This is a genomic window from Bradyrhizobium sp. USDA 372, from assembly GCF_053629095.1.
In genome coordinates, this window is sequence record NZ_JBRJHR010000001.1 from 3,543,971 (window position 1) to 3,559,290 (window position 15,320).

The 15,320-nt window shown below is 65.0% G+C and carries 15 protein-coding genes; 1 reads left to right on the plus strand and 14 read right to left on the minus strand.

Going from position 1 to position 15,320, the window contains the following annotated elements; translation table 11 throughout:
* Nucleotides 1–83: 83 nt before the first annotated feature.
* The 4 genes from AB7M16_RS16850 to AB7M16_RS16865 all read right to left on the minus strand — a co-directional run bounded on the left by AB7M16_RS16850 (nucleotide 84) and on the right by AB7M16_RS16865 (nucleotide 5,093).
* Nucleotides 84–1,337: an IS110 family RNA-guided transposase gene (locus AB7M16_RS16850; RefSeq protein WP_172789764.1), complete on the minus strand. Its 1,254-nt coding sequence runs from the start codon at nucleotides 1,335–1,337 to the stop codon at nucleotides 84–86.
* 434 nt (nucleotides 1,338–1,771) lie between these two features.
* Nucleotides 1,772–2,779, minus strand: a complete 1,008-nt coding sequence (locus tag AB7M16_RS16855; protein WP_453944570.1) for an Hsp33 family molecular chaperone — start codon at nucleotides 2,777–2,779, stop codon at nucleotides 1,772–1,774.
* 170 nt (nucleotides 2,780–2,949) lie between these two features.
* Nucleotides 2,950–3,885: an ornithine carbamoyltransferase gene (argF, locus tag AB7M16_RS16860; protein ID WP_172786118.1), complete on the minus strand. Its 936-nt coding sequence runs from the start codon at nucleotides 3,883–3,885 to the stop codon at nucleotides 2,950–2,952.
* Complete coding sequence (locus AB7M16_RS16865) at nucleotides 3,885–5,093, minus strand: acetylornithine transaminase (RefSeq protein ID WP_453944571.1); 1,209 nt, start codon at nucleotides 5,091–5,093, stop codon at nucleotides 3,885–3,887. Before AB7M16_RS16865 ends, argF begins: the two co-directional genes overlap by 1 nt.
* A gap of 460 nt (nucleotides 5,094–5,553) precedes the next feature.
* Between AB7M16_RS16865 and AB7M16_RS16870 the strand changes: the two genes are divergently transcribed.
* Nucleotides 5,554–6,066: a GcrA family cell cycle regulator gene (locus AB7M16_RS16870; RefSeq protein ID WP_025033426.1), complete on the plus strand. Its 513-nt coding sequence runs from the start codon at nucleotides 5,554–5,556 to the stop codon at nucleotides 6,064–6,066.
* A gap of 270 nt (nucleotides 6,067–6,336) precedes the next feature.
* On the opposite strand, the gene phoB is transcribed toward AB7M16_RS16870, so the two are convergent.
* From phoB to AB7M16_RS16920, 10 genes are all read right to left on the minus strand, one after another.
* Nucleotides 6,337–7,044: a phosphate regulon transcriptional regulator PhoB gene (gene phoB / locus AB7M16_RS16875; protein ID WP_008143479.1), complete on the minus strand. Its 708-nt coding sequence runs from the start codon at nucleotides 7,042–7,044 to the stop codon at nucleotides 6,337–6,339.
* A 14-nt stretch (nucleotides 7,045–7,058) separates the two neighbouring features.
* On the minus strand, nucleotides 7,059–7,775 hold the full coding sequence (gene phoU / locus AB7M16_RS16880) for a phosphate signaling complex protein PhoU (RefSeq protein WP_025033425.1): 717 nt from the start codon (nucleotides 7,773–7,775) through the stop codon (nucleotides 7,059–7,061).
* 11 nt (nucleotides 7,776–7,786) lie between these two features.
* The gene (gene pstB, locus AB7M16_RS16885) at nucleotides 7,787–8,608 is read right to left on the minus strand and encodes a phosphate ABC transporter ATP-binding protein PstB (protein ID WP_260381220.1); all 822 of its coding nucleotides are present in this window, start codon (nucleotides 8,606–8,608) and stop codon (nucleotides 7,787–7,789) included.
* On the minus strand, nucleotides 8,605–9,450 hold the full coding sequence (gene pstA / locus AB7M16_RS16890; protein ID WP_172786121.1) for a phosphate ABC transporter permease PstA: 846 nt from the start codon (nucleotides 9,448–9,450) through the stop codon (nucleotides 8,605–8,607). Before pstA ends, pstB begins: the two co-directional genes overlap by 4 nt.
* Nucleotides 9,451–9,454: 4 nt before the next feature.
* Entirely contained in the window at nucleotides 9,455–10,444 is a 990-nt protein-coding gene (gene pstC, locus AB7M16_RS16895; protein ID WP_453947207.1) for a phosphate ABC transporter permease subunit PstC, read from the minus strand.
* Between the two features lie 209 nt (nucleotides 10,445–10,653).
* Nucleotides 10,654–11,667 (minus strand): phosphate ABC transporter substrate-binding protein PstS, encoded by a 1,014-nt coding sequence (pstS, locus tag AB7M16_RS16900; RefSeq protein ID WP_172786122.1) that lies wholly within the window; start codon nucleotides 11,665–11,667, stop codon nucleotides 10,654–10,656.
* A 150-nt stretch (nucleotides 11,668–11,817) separates the two neighbouring features.
* Complete coding sequence (locus tag AB7M16_RS16905; RefSeq protein ID WP_172786123.1) at nucleotides 11,818–13,110, minus strand: ATP-binding protein; 1,293 nt, start codon at nucleotides 13,108–13,110, stop codon at nucleotides 11,818–11,820.
* 46 nt (nucleotides 13,111–13,156) lie between these two features.
* Nucleotides 13,157–14,212, minus strand: coding sequence for a lysylphosphatidylglycerol synthase domain-containing protein (locus AB7M16_RS16910; protein ID WP_453944572.1), 1,056 nt, complete (start codon nucleotides 14,210–14,212; stop codon nucleotides 13,157–13,159).
* Between the two features lie 422 nt (nucleotides 14,213–14,634).
* Nucleotides 14,635–15,066 (minus strand): GNAT family N-acetyltransferase, encoded by a 432-nt coding sequence (locus AB7M16_RS16915; RefSeq protein WP_453944573.1) that lies wholly within the window; start codon nucleotides 15,064–15,066, stop codon nucleotides 14,635–14,637.
* An 18-nt stretch (nucleotides 15,067–15,084) separates the two neighbouring features.
* The gene (locus AB7M16_RS16920) at nucleotides 15,085–15,312 is read right to left on the minus strand and encodes a SelT/SelW/SelH family protein (protein WP_172786126.1); all 228 of its coding nucleotides are present in this window, start codon (nucleotides 15,310–15,312) and stop codon (nucleotides 15,085–15,087) included.
* Between the last annotated feature and the right edge of the window lie 8 nt (nucleotides 15,313–15,320).

Below are 15,320 nucleotides of genomic sequence, written 5' to 3' on the forward strand. Positions count from 1 at the left end.
TGGACAGCATCTGCGGGCGGCGCTCTGGCGCTCGGCAGGTCGGGACGAAGGAATGGTCGCCCGGCCGAACAAAGGAATGGGGCTCACCCGTTCGCGGAGTTCTTTGTGCCGTTATGGTCCGCATCGTATGGGGTCTGTCGCTTGAGCGTCGTGCACAGGGCAAAAAGCAAGCGATCTCCCACGCTGCGCAGAGCCCGCGCGTGACCGTGTCCTTTTCTGCGCAAGGCATCATACCGTCGCCTGCTGGCAGCGTCGTGTTGGATGGCGACACGCGACCAGTGATGGACGGCGCTCTGTAGCCGCCTGTTGCAGGCGAGGCGGCGGATCACGAAGCGTTGTTTGCCGCTTTGCCGCGTCACCGGCGCAGCCCCTGCCAAGGCGCGCAGAGCATGGTAATCTCGTCTGCGCAGGGGCTCTGCGGCCTCGGCGAGCAGTGTGGCGAGATTGATCCTGCCGATTCCTGGCCAGGAGCGTAGGATCGTCACGTCGCACTGCTCCGAGCTCTGCCCCGACGGCTTCTCCTCTCCTTCGAACTCGGCACATAGCCGGTCCAGGTTCTGATGAGCCTCTTTGATCTGCCGATTGACCAGGTGCAGACGTGCCGCCAGGCTGCGGATGTGAGCGCAGGCTGCCTCCGTCGTGCCGGGGGCTACGAACAGCGGTGCCTCGCGCAAAGTCCCGAGCACCGTCGCCGCATTGAGACGGCGGATACGATAGTCCCTGAGAACACCTGCGATGGCCTTCTCGCTGGCCTTGACCGCACTGGCGGGGGTCGGCACCTTCTGCCAAAGCGCCAGGAACCATTCGTCGGCGACATCGTCGGTCAACTTGGTGGCCTGGGGATAATATCGCCACAACTGCTGACGCAAGCGGTTGGCAAGCCGCGTGCGTTCCTGCTGCAGTTCGTCCGCCAGGCGCGACCACTCCCGTAGCTCAATCATCGCCGCATCGTCTGCCACAAGCCGACGGAAAGCAGCACGGTCAGTGCGCAGCGAGGCGCCGAGCACATGAGCATCGCGGCGGTCGTCCTTGGCACCGGCCACCGTGAAGCGATCGCGGAAGCGATCCAGTTGCTTGGGATTGATGGCAAACACCGCAAACCCGTGCTCGAGCAGCATCTCCACCACCGGGCCGTGCGGCATCTCGATCGCCACGGCGATCTGTCCCGGTGCGGCCTTGGTCTTCTCCAGCAGCCAGTCACGCAACTCCGTCAGCCCGGCGCCGCCATGGTCGAACTCGTGCTGCGCAACCTGTCTTCCCGCGGCATCCAGCAGGCAAACGCTATGGCTCCGCGTTGCCCAGTCGATCCCGACGAACCAGCGTACATCTTCGATCATTGTTGAGACCTCCTTGCTCGCAAGGCGGGCCACCACGATCCTGATCAGTCCCTGTACCGGCGCTCTTGGCGCGACCTCCTACCGGATCTCGATCGCGGTCGCTCCGCCGGGGCGCGGTTCCTACGTCGGTGCTCGAGGCACAGGTGGACAAGGCTGCTCCCGGCGGATCGGCCCGGACGGCCAGTCTACATCCGAAGGCCGCCACGAACCCCACAAGGGTACAGGGTGGGTTAGCCGAAGGCGTAACCCACCATTGTTTGTATCCGCAGAACCAGAAGAGGTGGGTTACGCTACGCTAACCCACCCTACGATGTCCGAGCGCTTGGCGAATAGCCTCTCCAGCCTCGTCATTGCGAGCGCAGCGAAGCAATCCGGACTGCCACCGCGGAAAGGCTCTGGATTGCTTCGCTGCGCTCGCAATGACGAAGGCGACGCTACGCGTCCTCCGCGCCTGCCTCGTGCGGCGTGAACTGGTACACCGATGAGCAGAACTCGCAGGTGACGACGACCTTGTCGTCCTTGACCATGGCGGCGCGGTCGTCGGGCGAGAAGCTCTTGAGCATCGCGGCGACCGCATCGCGCGAGCAGGAGCACCGCGCCTCGAGCACCTGCGGATTGAACACGCGCACGCCGCGCTCGTGGAAGAGGCGGTAGAGCAGCCGCTCGCCGGAGAGCTCGGGATCGATCAGCTCGACGTCTTCGACGGTTTCGATCAGCGAGCGCGCCTCGACCCAGGCATCGTCCTCGGTGACGCTGTGCACCTCGGTGCCGTCGGGAGCATCGCCGGGATGCAAGTCCGCCTGCCGCGCGCGCTCCGGCGCCTTCGGCAGAAACTGCATCAGCATGCCGCCGGCGCGCCAGCGATGCTTGCCGCCGTCGCTCGAGCGCCACTCCTCGCCGACCGCGAGGCGCACGCGCGTCGGGATCTGCTCGGAGCGCAGGAAATATTCATGAGCAGCATCTTCCAGGCTGCCGCCATCGAGCGCAACCAGGCCCTGGTAGCGGCTCATGTCGGGGCCCTGGTCGATGGTCATGGCGAGATGGCCGCGACCGAGCAGCGTGCCGGAATCTTTTGCCGTGCCCAGGCGCGAGGCATCAAACCGCGCATAGGCGCGCAGACGGTCCGGGGCCTTGTAGTCGACCACCAGGAACGACACCGGGCCATCGGTCTGGGCCTGAAGAATGAAGCGGCCCTCGAATTTGAGCGCCGAGCCGAGCAGCGTGGCCAGCACGATGGCCTCGCCGAGCAGCTTGCCGACCGGCGCGGGATAATCGTGCTTGGTGAGGATGTCGTCGAGCGCAGGGCCAAGCCGCACCAGGCGCCCGCGCACGTCGAGCGCGTCGACCTCGTAAGGCAGCACGGCGTCATCGACCGGAACCGATGATGGCGCGCGAACCGGGCCTTCAGGCCCGGTATTCATGTCAGGAGATTGGAAAACCATGGCGCATTATCTGGGGTCGGTGGGCGGAAATGGAAGGGGAACGGCCGCATTCCGTCGTCCTCAGAACGACGGGCCGCGCAGCCCGGATGGAGCGCAGCGTAATCCGGGGAGATCGTTCCGCACGCTGAGAACCCCGGATTTCGCTGCGCTCCATCCGGGCTTCAGAAAGGTCACTTCACCGCGTCGAAGCACCAGGCCAAGATGCCCTTCTGCGCATGCAGGCGGTTTTCGGCCTCGTCGAACACGACCGATTGCGGGCCGTCGATCACTTCATCCGTGACCTCCTCGCCGCGATGGGCCGGAAGGCAGTGCATGAACAATGCATCCGCCTTGGCCAGCGACATCAGCTTGGCATTGACCTGGTAGGGCTTGAGCACGTTGTGACGGTGCTCGCCCTCCTTGTCGCCCATCGACACCCAGGTGTCGGTGACGACGCAATCGGCGCCGCGCACCGCGGCCTCGGGATCGGTACCGAGCACGATCGGCGCGCCCGTCGCCTTGATCCAGTCCCGCATGACCTTTTTCGGTGCGAGCTCCGGCGGCGTTGCGACGTTGAGCTGGAATTTGAAGCGCTCGGCGGCATGGGCCCAGGACGCCAGCACGTTGTTGTCGTCGCCGGTCCAGGCCACCGTCTTGCCCTCGATCGGGCCGCGATGCTCCTCATAGGTCATGAGGTCGGCCATCACCTGGCAGGGATGCGAACGCCGGGTCAGGCCGTTGATGACGGGCACCGTGGCGTTGGCCGCAAGCTCCAGCAGCGCATCGTGATTGAGGATGCGGATCATGATGGCGTCGACATAGCGCGACAGCACCCGCGCGGTGTCGGCGATGGTCTCGCCGCGGCCGAGCTGCATCTCGGCGCCGGTGAGCATGATCGCCTCGCCGCCGAGCTGGCGCATGCCGACGTCGAACGAGACGCGGGTGCGGGTGGAGGGACGCTCGAAGATCATCGCCAGCGTCTTGCCTTCGAGCGGCCTGACCGGCTGCTGCGCCTTCTGCTTCGCCTTCATGGCGGAAGAGGCGGCGAGCATGCTCTTGAGCTCCGACAGCGGCAGCTCGTTGATGTCCAGGAAGTGCTTTGGAGCTTTGTTGGGCGTCGTGCTCATCAGCTTGCCGCCCGCTTGGTCTGACTGGAGGAGATCGCCGTGCAGGCGCGTTCGAGCCGGCCGACGCTGTCCTCGATTTCCGCTTCGGTGACGATCAAGGGCGGCAGGAAGCGCACGACATTGTCGCCGGCCCCGACGGTGAGCAGCTTTTCGGCGCGCAGCGCCGTGACGAGATCGCCCGAGGGCACCACGGCCTTGATGCCGATCAAGAGGCCCTCGCCGCGCACCTCGCTGACGACATCGGGGTGACGATCGATCACGGAGGCGAGCTTCTGCTTGAGCAGCAGCGACATCTTCTGCACGTGGTCGAAGAAGCCGGGCTTGAGCATGACGTCGAGCACGGCGTTGGCAGCCGAGATCGCGAGCGGATTGCCGCCGAAGGTGGAGCCGTGCGAGCCGGGCCCCATGCCGGCGGCCGCATCCGCGGTCGCCAGCACCGCGCCGATCGGGAAGCCGCCGCCGAGCGCCTTGGCGAGCGACATCACGTCCGGTGTGACGCCGGTGCGCTTGTAGGCAAAGAGCTCGCCGGTGCGGCCCATGCCGGTCTGCACCTCGTCGAAGGCGAGCAACAGGCCGCGCTCGTTGCAGAGCTCGCGCAGCGCCTTCAGGAAGGCGGGAGGTGCAGCACGAACGCCACCCTCGCCCTGGATCGGCTCGATCAGAATGCCGGCGGTGTGCGGGCCGATCGCCTTCTTCACGGCGTCGAGGTCACCGTGCGGCACCTGATCGAAGCCGTCCATCGGCGGACCGAAGCCCTCGAGATATTTCGCAGATCCCGTCGCAGCCAGCGTCGCCAGCGTGCGGCCATGGAAGGCACCCTCGAAGGTGATGATGCGATAACGCTCCGGATGGCCCTTGGAGAAGTGATGATGGCGGACGAGCTTGACCACACCTTCCAGCGCCTCGGCGCCGGAATTGCAGAAGAACACGAAGTCCGCGAAGCTCTCATTGCAGAGGCGGCTTGCGAGCTTCTCGCCATCGGGGCTCTGGAACAGGTTCGACATGTGCCAGAGCTTCGTCGCCTGCTCCTGCAACGCCTTGACCAGCGCGGGATGAACGTGGCCGAGCGCATTCACCGCCACGCCCGAGGTGAAATCGAGATAGCGATCACCATTGGTCGCGATCAGCCAGCAGCCTTCGCCGCGCTCGAAACCGAGGTCGGCCCTGGCGAAGACGGGGAGCAAATGCGGCGCGGCGCTGTTAGTCATGACGTCACTTGAATGTTGCGGACGGTGTGAGGCACGCATTGCGCAACGCACCATTGACCGGCCCCGGAAAACGAAACGTGCCGCCTTTTAAGGGCGGCACGTGGCACTATCTTATGCTTGGAAAGACGGGTGTCAATGCCGCCCGGAAAGCCTCGCGAAACGCTGAATCCGTAGTCTTGCGGTGCCGATTTTGCGGGTTTTTCGCCACGGAACATGTGGAAGCGAGTCGGCGGACTCTTGCGCGGGAGTCACGCCATATTGTAGCGTTTGGACTGTCAGATACGACATCTCGTGCAGCAGTTCTGATCCCAAAAGTCCTCATGTACCGGCGTAAACGTTCGGGCGTCTTGAGCGCGCCCGGCGAGCCTTAAGGGATTCTGGCGGCACGGGTTTTTCAAGGCTTTAGGCAATCGCGGCGAAGGCTCCAGGATGGCAGGCGCGCTGCGAGGGAAAGGGTGCAATGACGGTTTTGACCTGGTCCGATGATCGCGTCGAGCAGCTGAAGAAGCTCTGGGAGGCCGGACTTTCGGCCAGCCAGATCGCGGCGGAGCTCGGCAATGTGACCCGCAATGCCGTGATCGGCAAGGTGCACCGGCTCGGCCTGTCCGGCCGCGCCAAGAGCCCTTCATCGGCAGCGCCGCGGCCGCGCAAGGCACGGCCCGCGCAGCACATGATGCGCGTGACGCGACCCGTTGCGCGCGGTAACACCGCGCTGGCGCAGGCCTTCGAGGTCGAGGTGGAAGCCGAGCCGGTTACCTACGACAACGTGGTGCCGATGAGCCAGCGGCTGTCGCTGCTGGAATTGAACGAGGCGACCTGCCACTGGCCGGTCGGCGATCCCTCGAGCCCGGATTTCTTCTTCTGCGGCGGCAAGGCGCTCTCGGGCCTGCCCTATTGCGCCCAGCATTCGCGCGTGGCCTATCAGCCCGCAGCGGACCGCCGTCGCGCACCGGCGAAGCCGAGCACGCGCTGAGCTTGCGGGATTAGTTGATCGCCGAGATTACAGCCGTCACACGATGACGGCGCCACCTACTCAGTGTCATCCCCGCGAAGGCGGGGATCCATAACCACAGGGCGCAATTGCTGCGCGAGATGGTCACGCCGGGTCTTCGCCAAACAAAGTCCTTGGGTTGATCGCGACGAGCGCAAGCGCTCGCGCTGAGATCCCGGGCTCGCGCTGCGCGCGCGCCGGGATGACGGCTGAGATTGTGGCCACAGCTCGCCAAACAACAGCTCGAAACGCCTACGTCTGCTCGGCCTTCGCGAAGCGATCATCCAGCGCGTAGCCGGCGCCGCGGACGGTGCGGATCGGGTCCTGCTCGCGGCCGAGATTGAGCAGCTTGCGCAGGCGGCCGATATGGACGTCGACGGTACGCTCATCGATATAGATGTCGCGGCCCCAGACGCTATCGAGCAGCTGCTCGCGCGAGAACACGCGGCCGGGATGCTCCAGGAAGAACTCCAGCAGGCGATATTCGGTCGGGCCGAGATCGATCGGCCGGCCCGAGCGCGCCACGCGGCGCTTGTCGCGGTCGAGCTCGATGTCGCCATAGGCGAGCACGGTGGCGAGCCGCTCGGGGCTGGCGCGCCTGAGCAGACCCTTCACGCGCGCGAGCAGCTCCGGCACCGAGAACGGCTTGACGATGTAATCGTCGGCGCCGGTTGCGAGGCCCCGTACCCGCTCGCTCTCCTCGCCGCGCGCGGTGAGCATGATGATCGGCAGCTGCTTGGTCTCGGGACGGGTCCGAAGCCGCCGGCACAGCTCGATGCCCGACAGGCCCGGCAGCATCCAGTCGAGCACGATCAGATCGGGAATGTGCTCCTTGAGGCGGGTGTCGGCGTCGTCGCCGCGCATCACCGTCTCGACGTCATAGCCGTCGCCTTCGAGGTTGTAGCGGAGAAGCTCGGTGAGAGCTTCCTCGTCCTCTACCACCATAATGCGTGCGCCCATGTTGTCGTCGCTCCTTAGGTATTCGGCACCGTCGTGGCGAAGGTCGTCATGTCGCCCTTCGGCCGCTTGTCGGTGATCGCCTGGCCCTCGATCATGTAGAACACGGTCTCGGCGATGTTGGTGGCGTGGTCGCCGATCCGCTCGATGTTCTTGGCACAGAACATCAGGTGGATGCAGAACGAGATGTTGCGCGGATCCTCCATCATGTAGGTGAGGAGCTCGCGGAACAGCGAGGTGCAGATGGCGTCGACTTCCTCGTCGCCCTTCCACACCGCCATCGCCGCCGGCAAATCGTGCGCGGCATAGGCGTCGAGCACGCTCTTGACCTGCTGCTGCACGAGGTCTGTCATGTGCTCCAGGCCGCGGAACAGCTTGAGCGGATGGAAATCCGTCTCCAGCGCCGCGACGCGCTTGCCCATGTTCTTGGCAAGATCGCCGATGCGCTCGAGATCGGTCGCAACGCGCATGGCGCCGACGATCTCGCGCAGGTCGACGGCCATCGGCTGGCGGCGGGCGATGGTGAGCACGGCGCGCTCCTCGATGCGCTTCTGCAGCGCGTCGAGATCGGCGTCGGTGGTGACGACGCGCTGGCCGAGTGCCACGTCGCGGCGGATCAGCGCGTCGACGGAATCGACGATCATGCGCTCGGCGATGCCGCCCATCTCGGCGACCAGGCGAGTGAGCTCCTGAAGGTCGCTGTCGAAGGCCTTTACGGTATGTTCAGAACCCATATTCCGTCTCCTCAGCCGAACCGGCCGGTGATGTAATCCTGCGTGCGCCGATCGCTCGGCGACGTGAAGATCTTGCTGGTATCGTCGAACTCGATCAACTCGCCGAGATACATGAAGGCGGTCTTGTCGGAGACGCGCGCCGCCTGCTGCATGTTGTGGGTGACGATCGCGATCGTGTAATTCTCGGACAATTCCTGGATCAGCTCCTCGACCTTGGCGGTCGAGATCGGGTCGAGCGCCGAGCAAGGCTCGTCGAACAGGATCACCTCGGGCCGCACCGCGACGGTGCGGGCGATGCAGAGGCGCTGCTGCTGGCCGCCGGAGAGCGACAGGCCGGAGGCATTGAGCTTGTCCTTGACCTCATTCCACAGCGCGCCGCCGCGCAGCGCCTTCTCGACGCGGCCGTCCATCTCGGACTTCGAGATCTTCTCGTACAGACGAATGCCGAAGGCGATGTTCTCGTAGATCGTCATCGGGAACGGCGTCGGCTTCTGGAACACCATGCCGACCCGGGCCCGCAACAGGTTGAGGTCCAGCTTGGCGTCGAGGATGTTGGTCTGGTCGAGCAGCAGCTGGCCGGTGGCGCGCTGGCCCGGATAGAGGTCGTACATCCGGTTGAAGATGCGCAGCAGGGTCGACTTGCCGCAGCCCGACGGGCCGATGAACGCCGTGACGCGGTTGGTGCCGAGCGTCAGATTGATGTTCTTCAGCGCGTGGTGCTCACCGTAGTAGAAATTCAGGTTGCGCGCGGTGACCTTGGCGGGCGCCTCGGGCAGCGGCTGCGAGCCGGGATGAACGGTCGGCGCGCTGACGGAAACAGACATTTCACTCATTTTGCAGTCCTCTCGGCGCCAAGGATGCGCGCGCCAATGTTCAGGGCAAGCACGGTCAGGGTGATGAGCAGCGCGCCGCTCCAGGCGAGTTGCTTCCAATATTCGTAGGGGCTCTGCACGAAGTTGTTGATGGTGACAGGTAGGTTCGCCATCGTCTTGTTCAGGCCGAGGCTGAAGAACTGGTTCGACAGCGCCGTGAACAACAGCGGTGCGGTCTCGCCCGCGACACGGGCGGTCGCCAGCAGCACGCCGGTGATGAGGCCCGAACGCGCGGCACGATAGGCGATGCGCTTGATCACCAGCGAGCGCGGCAGACCGAGCGCAGAGGCCGCCTCGCGCAGCGGATTCGGCACCAGCAGCAGCATGTCCTCGGTGGTGCGCACCACGACCGGGATCACGATGACGGCGAGCGCGAGGCTGCCCGCGATCGCCGAGAAGCCCCGCATCGGCACCACCACCGCGCCGTAGATGAACAGGCCGATGATGATCGAGGGCGCCGACAGGAGAATGTCGTTGATGAAACGGATCACCGAGGTCAGCTTGTCGTTGCGGCCGTATTCGGCAAGATAGGTGCCGGCGAACAGGCCGAGCGGCGCGCCGATGCCGACGCCGATCACGGTCATGATCAGCGAGCCGACGATGGCGTTGAGCAGACCGCCTTCGTTCGATCCGGGCGGCGGCGTGTTCTCGGTGAAGACCTGGAGGTTGAGCCCGGCCAGGCCGTTGTAGAGCAACGTCATCAGGATCAGCGCGAGCCAGGTGACGCCGAACGCAGCGGCTGCGATGCAGAGACCGCGAATGACGATGTCCCAGCGGCGGCGGCGCGAATAGATCGGGTTCATGACTTCACTTCCCCGCCTTGGTTTCCAGGCGCAGCAGCATCAACCGGGCGGCCGCGAGCACGAAGAACGTCAGCACGAACAGCAGGAGGCCGAGCAGGATCAGGCCGGACTGGTGCAGGCCGTCGCTCTCGGCGAACTCGGATGCGATCGCGGCCGAGATCGTGGTGCCCGGCGCGAAGATCGACGAGGAGATCTTGAACGAATTGCCGATGATGAAGGTCACCGCCATGGTCTCGCCGAGCGCACGGCCCAGCGCCAGCATGACGCCGCCGATGATGCCGACGCGGGTGTAGGGGATCACGACGCTGCGGACGACTTCCCAGGTGGTGCAGCCGACGCCATAGGCGGCTTCCTTCAGCACCGGCGGCACCGTCTTGAACACATCGACCGAGATCGAGGTGATGAAAGGCAGCACCATGATGGCGAGGATCAGGGCGGCGTTGAACAGGCTGAGATAGGACGGGGGACCCGCGAAGATCGCGCCCAGCACGGGAACACCGTCGAACACCCTGATCATGAAGGGCTGGAAGGTGTTGGCCAGGAACGGGCCGAGCACGAAGAAGCCCCACATGCCGTAGATGATCGAGGGGATGCCGGCGAGCAGCTCCACCGCCATGCCGATCGGGCGGCGCAGCCATTGCGGGCAGAGCTCGGTGAGGAAGATCGCAATGCCGAGACCGACGGGAATGGCGATCAGCATCGCGATGAAGGAGGTGACGAGCGTGCCGTAGATCGGCCCGAGCGCGCCAAGCACCGGCGGATCGGCGGAGGGCGCCCAGCGCTGCGTCCACAGGAAGGAGATGCCGTATTCCTTGATCGCCGGGAACGCACCGACGATCAGCGAGATGATGATGCCGCCGAGGATCAGCAGCACCGAGATCGCGGACAACCGCGTGATCCAGTAGAAGGTGACGTCGCCGAGCTTGAACGCGCTCAAGGCCTTGGCGCGATCATATGGACCGGCAGCATCAATCACATTGCTCTCGACAGCCATCTCAGCCACGCCGATCCCCTGTACCCATTTATATACGTATATACGCTTGTTGTTGGTGGCGGTCCCGTGCCCCGGATGCGGTGCAGCGCGAAGCGGTGCGCTGCTGATCCGGGGCCTGGTGCTTGTGGGTCCCGGCTCTGCGGAGCGGCACACTGGACGATGCTTTGCATCGCCAGGGCCGCACCGCGTCCGGGACACGAGAGCTCTACTTAGCTCTTGATCTCGGCAGCCCAGGTCTTCTCGATCAGCTGGACGACGCTGTCCGGCATCGGGATATAATCGAGCTCTTCAGCCGCCTTGCCGCCGTTCTTGAAGGCCCAGCGGAAGAACTTGATGGCTTCCTGCGAGGCCGCCTTGTCGGTGGCGGACTTGTGCATGAGGATGAAGGTCGCCGCCGTGATCGGCCAGGACTTCTCGCCGGGCTGGTCGGTCAGGATGACGTAATAGCCGGGCGCCTTGGCCCAGTCGGCGTTGGAGGCGGCCGCCTGGAAGGCCTCGACGGTCGGCTGAACCGGCTTGCCGGCCTTGTTGACGAGACCGGTGTAGGTCAGCTTGTTCTGCTTGGCATAGGCGTACTCGACGTAACCGATCGAGTTCTTGGTCTGGCTGATATTGCCCGACACGCCTTCGTTGCCCTTGGCGCCGACGCCGACCGGCCACTCGACCGCGGTGCCCTCGCCGACCTTGCTCTTCCAGTCCGCGCTGGCCTTGGAGAGGTAGTTGGTGAAGTTGAAGGTGGTGCCCGAACCGTCCGAACGGCGGACCACGGTGATCGCCTCCGAGGGCAGCTTCGCGTTCGGATTGAGCTTCTTGATCGCGGCATCATCCCACTTGGTGATCTTGCCGAGATAGATGTTGGCCAGGGTCTCGCCGTCGAACACCAGTTCGCCGGGCTTCACGCCCTCGAGGTTGACGACAGGGACGATCGCGCCCATCACCATCGGCCACTGGACGAGGCCGTCCTTCTCGAGCTGCTCGGCCTTGAGCGGCGCGTCGCTGGCGCCGAAGGTCACGGTCTTGGCCTGGATCTGCTTGATGCCGCCGCCGGAGCCGATCGACTGATAGTTCAGACCGTTGCCGGTCTCCTTTTTGTAGGCGTCAGCCCACTTCGAATAGATCGGGAACGGGAACGTCGCGCCGGCACCCGTGATGTCGGCAGCAAAGGCTGCCGTCGCCGATGCGGCGACCAAGCCAGCAGCGACGAGAGTTTTGAGGAAATTCATGCTGGTCTCCATACAGGGGAGCGAAGCGCCATCCGCGCCCGATCGCGCTCCCCGCGCCGCCCCTTTAGGAGCGGTCGGCTGTGCTTTTACGAAGGTTTCGTGACAGCTGGATGACACAGTCAACCGACTGAAATCGCTTGATTTTTGGGTCTAAGCCGGCGTCTTGGCCTGGGGAAAACAGGCGGTAAAAGTGGCGCCCTGCCGGGGCACGCTTTCGATCAGAAGCCGACCGCGATGACGGTTAAGAATATGTTTCACCAGCGATAATCCGAGCCCGGTGCCGCCCTGCGAGCGGCTGTCGCCGACATCCACCCGGTAGAAGCGCTCGGTCAGCCGGGGCAGGTGCTCGGGCGCGATGCCAGGGCCGAAATCGCGAACCATGACCCGGATTTCCTGAGTTCCATCAGTGGCCGCGCTCGATGTCAGCGACACGATGACGCGTCCGCCCGAGGCGCCATATTTGAGCGCGTTCTCGATCAGGTTCTCGAACAGGCGGAGCAGTTCCTCCCGGTCGCCCGCGATCATCACCGGCGGCTCCGGCAGGTGGATGTCCACCTCGACCTGACGCTCGCGCGCCAGCGGCTCGAGCCCGTCGGCGACCTGGCGGATGATCGGGACGAGATCGACCAGGGTGTCCGGCCGGACATGGGCCGACAGCTCGACCCGCGACAGCGACAGAAGATCGTCGATCAGGCGCGCCATGCGCGTCGCCTGATTGTGCATGATGCCGAGGAAGCGCTCGCGTGCCTTTGGATCGTCCTTGGCCTGGCCCTGCAGCGTGTCGATGAAACCGGACAGTGCGGCGAGCGGCGTGCGCAGCTCATGGCTGGCATTGGCGACGAAATCGGCGCGCATCTCCTCGACCCGGCGCAGCGGCGTCTGGTCGTGGAAGGTCATCAGCATGCATTTGTCGGTGCCGCCGAAGCTGGTCGGCACCGGTACCGGCGTGATGATCAGCTCCATCCAGCGATCGACCGGAACATGATCGAGATAGGTCGCGCGCCGCGGCTCGGTGGTCGCGATGGCCTCGCGCAGCGCGGTGATGATCTCCGGCGAGCGCAGCGCGAACTGGGCGAGCTCGTTCCGGCGCAGCGCCGGCGCGAGCTGGGCGGCCGCGGCATTGAGGTGGACGACGCGGCCGGCGCGGTCGAGCAGCACCGCCGGATCCGGCATGCCGGCAACCACCGCGGCCACCGCCGCGCTCTCAACCGGGTTGATGCGCCTGACGTCGTCGCGGGAGGCGGCGGGATCGTGCAGCCGCCACGGGATCAAGGCGGCCGCCGCGATGCAGAGGAACACGATTGCGGCGTGCAGCGCCGACAATTCGCCGAGCGAGACCACGACGGACAGCGCCAGCGCCGCGGCGATCAGAATGATGGTCGAGTGCCGCAGCCGGTCGGACCAGGGCTGGGCGGAGGGAGAAGAGGGGGCGTCGATCGCCATCGGGGCGGGCTTCTCCTGGGGGCTGTCCTTAAGGACCTGACACCGGTCAGGCGCCGCTGTCGCTGCGCTCTCTCACATAGGCGGCTTCAGGCGCAGGACCGGGGTCCAGCTTGAGCGCCGCCTGTTGCAACCGCTTCGATCGGGCGCCGATGATAACTTCTCGAAACGTCAGCAAGATTACAGATAGGACGAACGGAGACAGATAATAGAGGACGCGGAACAGCAGCATGCCGCCCAGGAGCTCCTCCCGGTCCATCTGCCAGAGGCCGACCAGCATGGCGGCGTCGAACACCCCCAAGCCGCCGGGCGAATGGCTGGCGAAGCCGAGCAGGGTCGCCGAGACGAAGATCACCGCGACCACGACGAAGCCGAGATTGGGCTCGTCCGGGACCAGCACGTACATCGCCAGCGCGCAGAAGCCGAGATCGACGATGCCGATCGCGATCTGAAGCAGCGTCAGCGGCCCGCCCGGCAGCACCACGGTCCAGGGGCCGCGGCCGACCACCCGCGGCTGGGTCCAGACCCAGACCACATAGCCGATCAGCGCCACGATGATCATCAGCGCCAGCGTCCGGTTCAGCCAGGCCGGCAGCTGGTCGATCGAGGCCGCCGCCTCCGGATGGTAGGAGATGCCGAGGCCGAGCACGGCGGCATTGCCCAGCCAGAACGTCAGGCCGGCGAGAAAGCAGATCTTTGCGACGTCGATCGCGTTCAGCCCGTAGGCCGAATAGATGCGGTAGCGCACCGCACCGCCAGTGAAGACGGATGCGCCGACATTGTGGCCGATCGAATAGCTGGTGAAGGCCGCGAGCGCGTTGATGCGATAGGGCACATGGGCATGGCCGATCGCGCGCGTGGCGAAGAGGTCGTAGAAGGTCAGCGTGAAATAGCCCGCAGCGACAAACAGCGCCGCCATCGCAATCTGGCTCGGCTCGGTACTCTTGATCGCTTCGAGGACCTCGTTGAAATCGATGCCCCGCAGCATGTGGTAGAGCACATAGCAAGCGATGCTGATGACCGCGATGCTGATCACAACTCCAAGCTTATGCAGGATTTGCTTCTGGCGCAGAAACGTCGTCACCCTGCGTATGGCTTCCAGCATCTAGACCTCGAACAACGCTTCAACGGCCAGGGTGGCCGGCGGACAGGCGGACGCGCAGGCATTCAACGAACCCGCGCTGCCGGCGCCGGCATCGCGCATGCCCCCCGCCCCTCCACTAGCGCGTTTTCGGCCGAAGTGGAATTCGGCAATTCGAACAAAAACGCGTGCCTTCAATATTTTAGGCAGGGTAGCGGCTCCCGGTGCAGGGGTTGGCGCTTTCGGCGGCAAGGCCTGGCGCGAATCTCCATGGCGATCCTGCGCAGGGGCCATGAAGTTTTGATGATTTCGGCCGCACAATGTTCCGTCACGCCTTAAGCCGACGTCAATCTATGGGGCCCGCCCGCCTGTTGAAAGAGGGGGCAATCCCGGCATCGTTCCCGGATTTTCCGATGCGCCGGAAGGTCGCGGGCTCCAGACCGCACTCAAGGCGCGGCCAAATAGCCGCGGCCAAAGGCGCCGGCCTGATCCTCGAAGATCGCCATGGCCGTGGTCATCCGCCTGAAGCCCAGGCGTTCGTAAAAGCCTTCCTTGCCCGGCACGGCGTAGAGGATGATCTTGCGATGGCCGCGGCAACGCGCAAGCAGACGTTCGATCATGTCGCGGCCGAGACCCCGCCCCTGATGATCCGGGTGCACTGCGACATCACAGAGATAGGCGCAGTCGCGGCCATCGGCGAGTACGCGGCCTGCGCCGACGAGGCGCCCCTGCTCATAAGCGAAGGTTCGAAACATGCTGTTGCCAAACACGAGCGCGAGATCGGCCGGTGTCTTGGTGCCGAGCGGTGCGATGCGGTAGAGCGCGGACAGCTCATCCCAGTCGACACCGGCGAGATCGTCGGACCAGACAATCGACATCGCAAAAGCCTCCCCGGCTCAGTCCCGGGCGGCATTGACGGCCGCCACGATTTCGTCGCCGTCAGGAAAATGACCTTTGCTGCGGCTGGCGACAATCCGGTCGCCGAGCTTCACCTGGAAAACGCCGCCCTTGCCGGGGACGAGATCCGATTCCAGCCCCAGCTGCCGGCGCAGCGCCGCGGCCGCCTCCTTGGCGCGCTTCTCATATCCACACGGCCGGCAATAGATGATGGTCACGTCGGACATCTCATCCT

What these genes read in the sequence shown, in the direction of transcription:
- AB7M16_RS16850 (WP_172789764.1), bottom strand. Translation starts at nt 1,337, where the DNA reads ATGATCGAAGATGTACGCTGGTTCGTCGGGATCGACTGGGCAACGCGG.
- AB7M16_RS16855 (WP_453944570.1), bottom strand. Translation starts at nt 2,779, where the DNA reads ATGGTTTTCCAATCTCCTGACATGAATACCGGGCCTGAAGGCCCGGTT.
- argF (WP_172786118.1), bottom strand. Translation starts at nt 3,885, where the DNA reads ATGAGCACGACGCCCAACAAAGCTCCAAAGCACTTCCTGGACATCAAC.
- AB7M16_RS16865 (WP_453944571.1), bottom strand. Translation starts at nt 5,093, where the DNA reads ATGACTAACAGCGCCGCGCCGCATTTGCTCCCCGTCTTCGCCAGGGCC.
- AB7M16_RS16870 (WP_025033426.1), top strand. Translation starts at nt 5,554, where the DNA reads ATGACGGTTTTGACCTGGTCCGATGATCGCGTCGAGCAGCTGAAGAAG.
- phoB (WP_008143479.1), bottom strand. Translation starts at nt 7,044, where the DNA reads ATGGGCGCACGCATTATGGTGGTAGAGGACGAGGAAGCTCTCACCGAG.
- phoU (WP_025033425.1), bottom strand. Translation starts at nt 7,775, where the DNA reads ATGGGTTCTGAACATACCGTAAAGGCCTTCGACAGCGACCTTCAGGAG.
- pstB (WP_260381220.1), bottom strand. Translation starts at nt 8,608, where the DNA reads ATGAGTGAAATGTCTGTTTCCGTCAGCGCGCCGACCGTTCATCCCGGC.
- pstA (WP_172786121.1), bottom strand. Translation starts at nt 9,450, where the DNA reads ATGAACCCGATCTATTCGCGCCGCCGCCGCTGGGACATCGTCATTCGC.
- pstC (WP_453947207.1), bottom strand. Translation starts at nt 10,444, where the DNA reads ATGGCTGTCGAGAGCAATGTGATTGATGCTGCCGGTCCATATGATCGC.
- pstS (WP_172786122.1), bottom strand. Translation starts at nt 11,667, where the DNA reads ATGAATTTCCTCAAAACTCTCGTCGCTGCTGGCTTGGTCGCCGCATCG.
- AB7M16_RS16905 (WP_172786123.1), bottom strand. Translation starts at nt 13,110, where the DNA reads ATGGCGATCGACGCCCCCTCTTCTCCCTCCGCCCAGCCCTGGTCCGAC.
- AB7M16_RS16910 (WP_453944572.1), bottom strand. Translation starts at nt 14,212, where the DNA reads ATGCTGGAAGCCATACGCAGGGTGACGACGTTTCTGCGCCAGAAGCAA.
- AB7M16_RS16915 (WP_453944573.1), bottom strand. Translation starts at nt 15,066, where the DNA reads ATGTCGATTGTCTGGTCCGACGATCTCGCCGGTGTCGACTGGGATGAG.
- AB7M16_RS16920 (WP_172786126.1), bottom strand. Translation starts at nt 15,312, where the DNA reads ATGTCCGACGTGACCATCATCTATTGCCGGCCGTGTGGATATGAGAAG.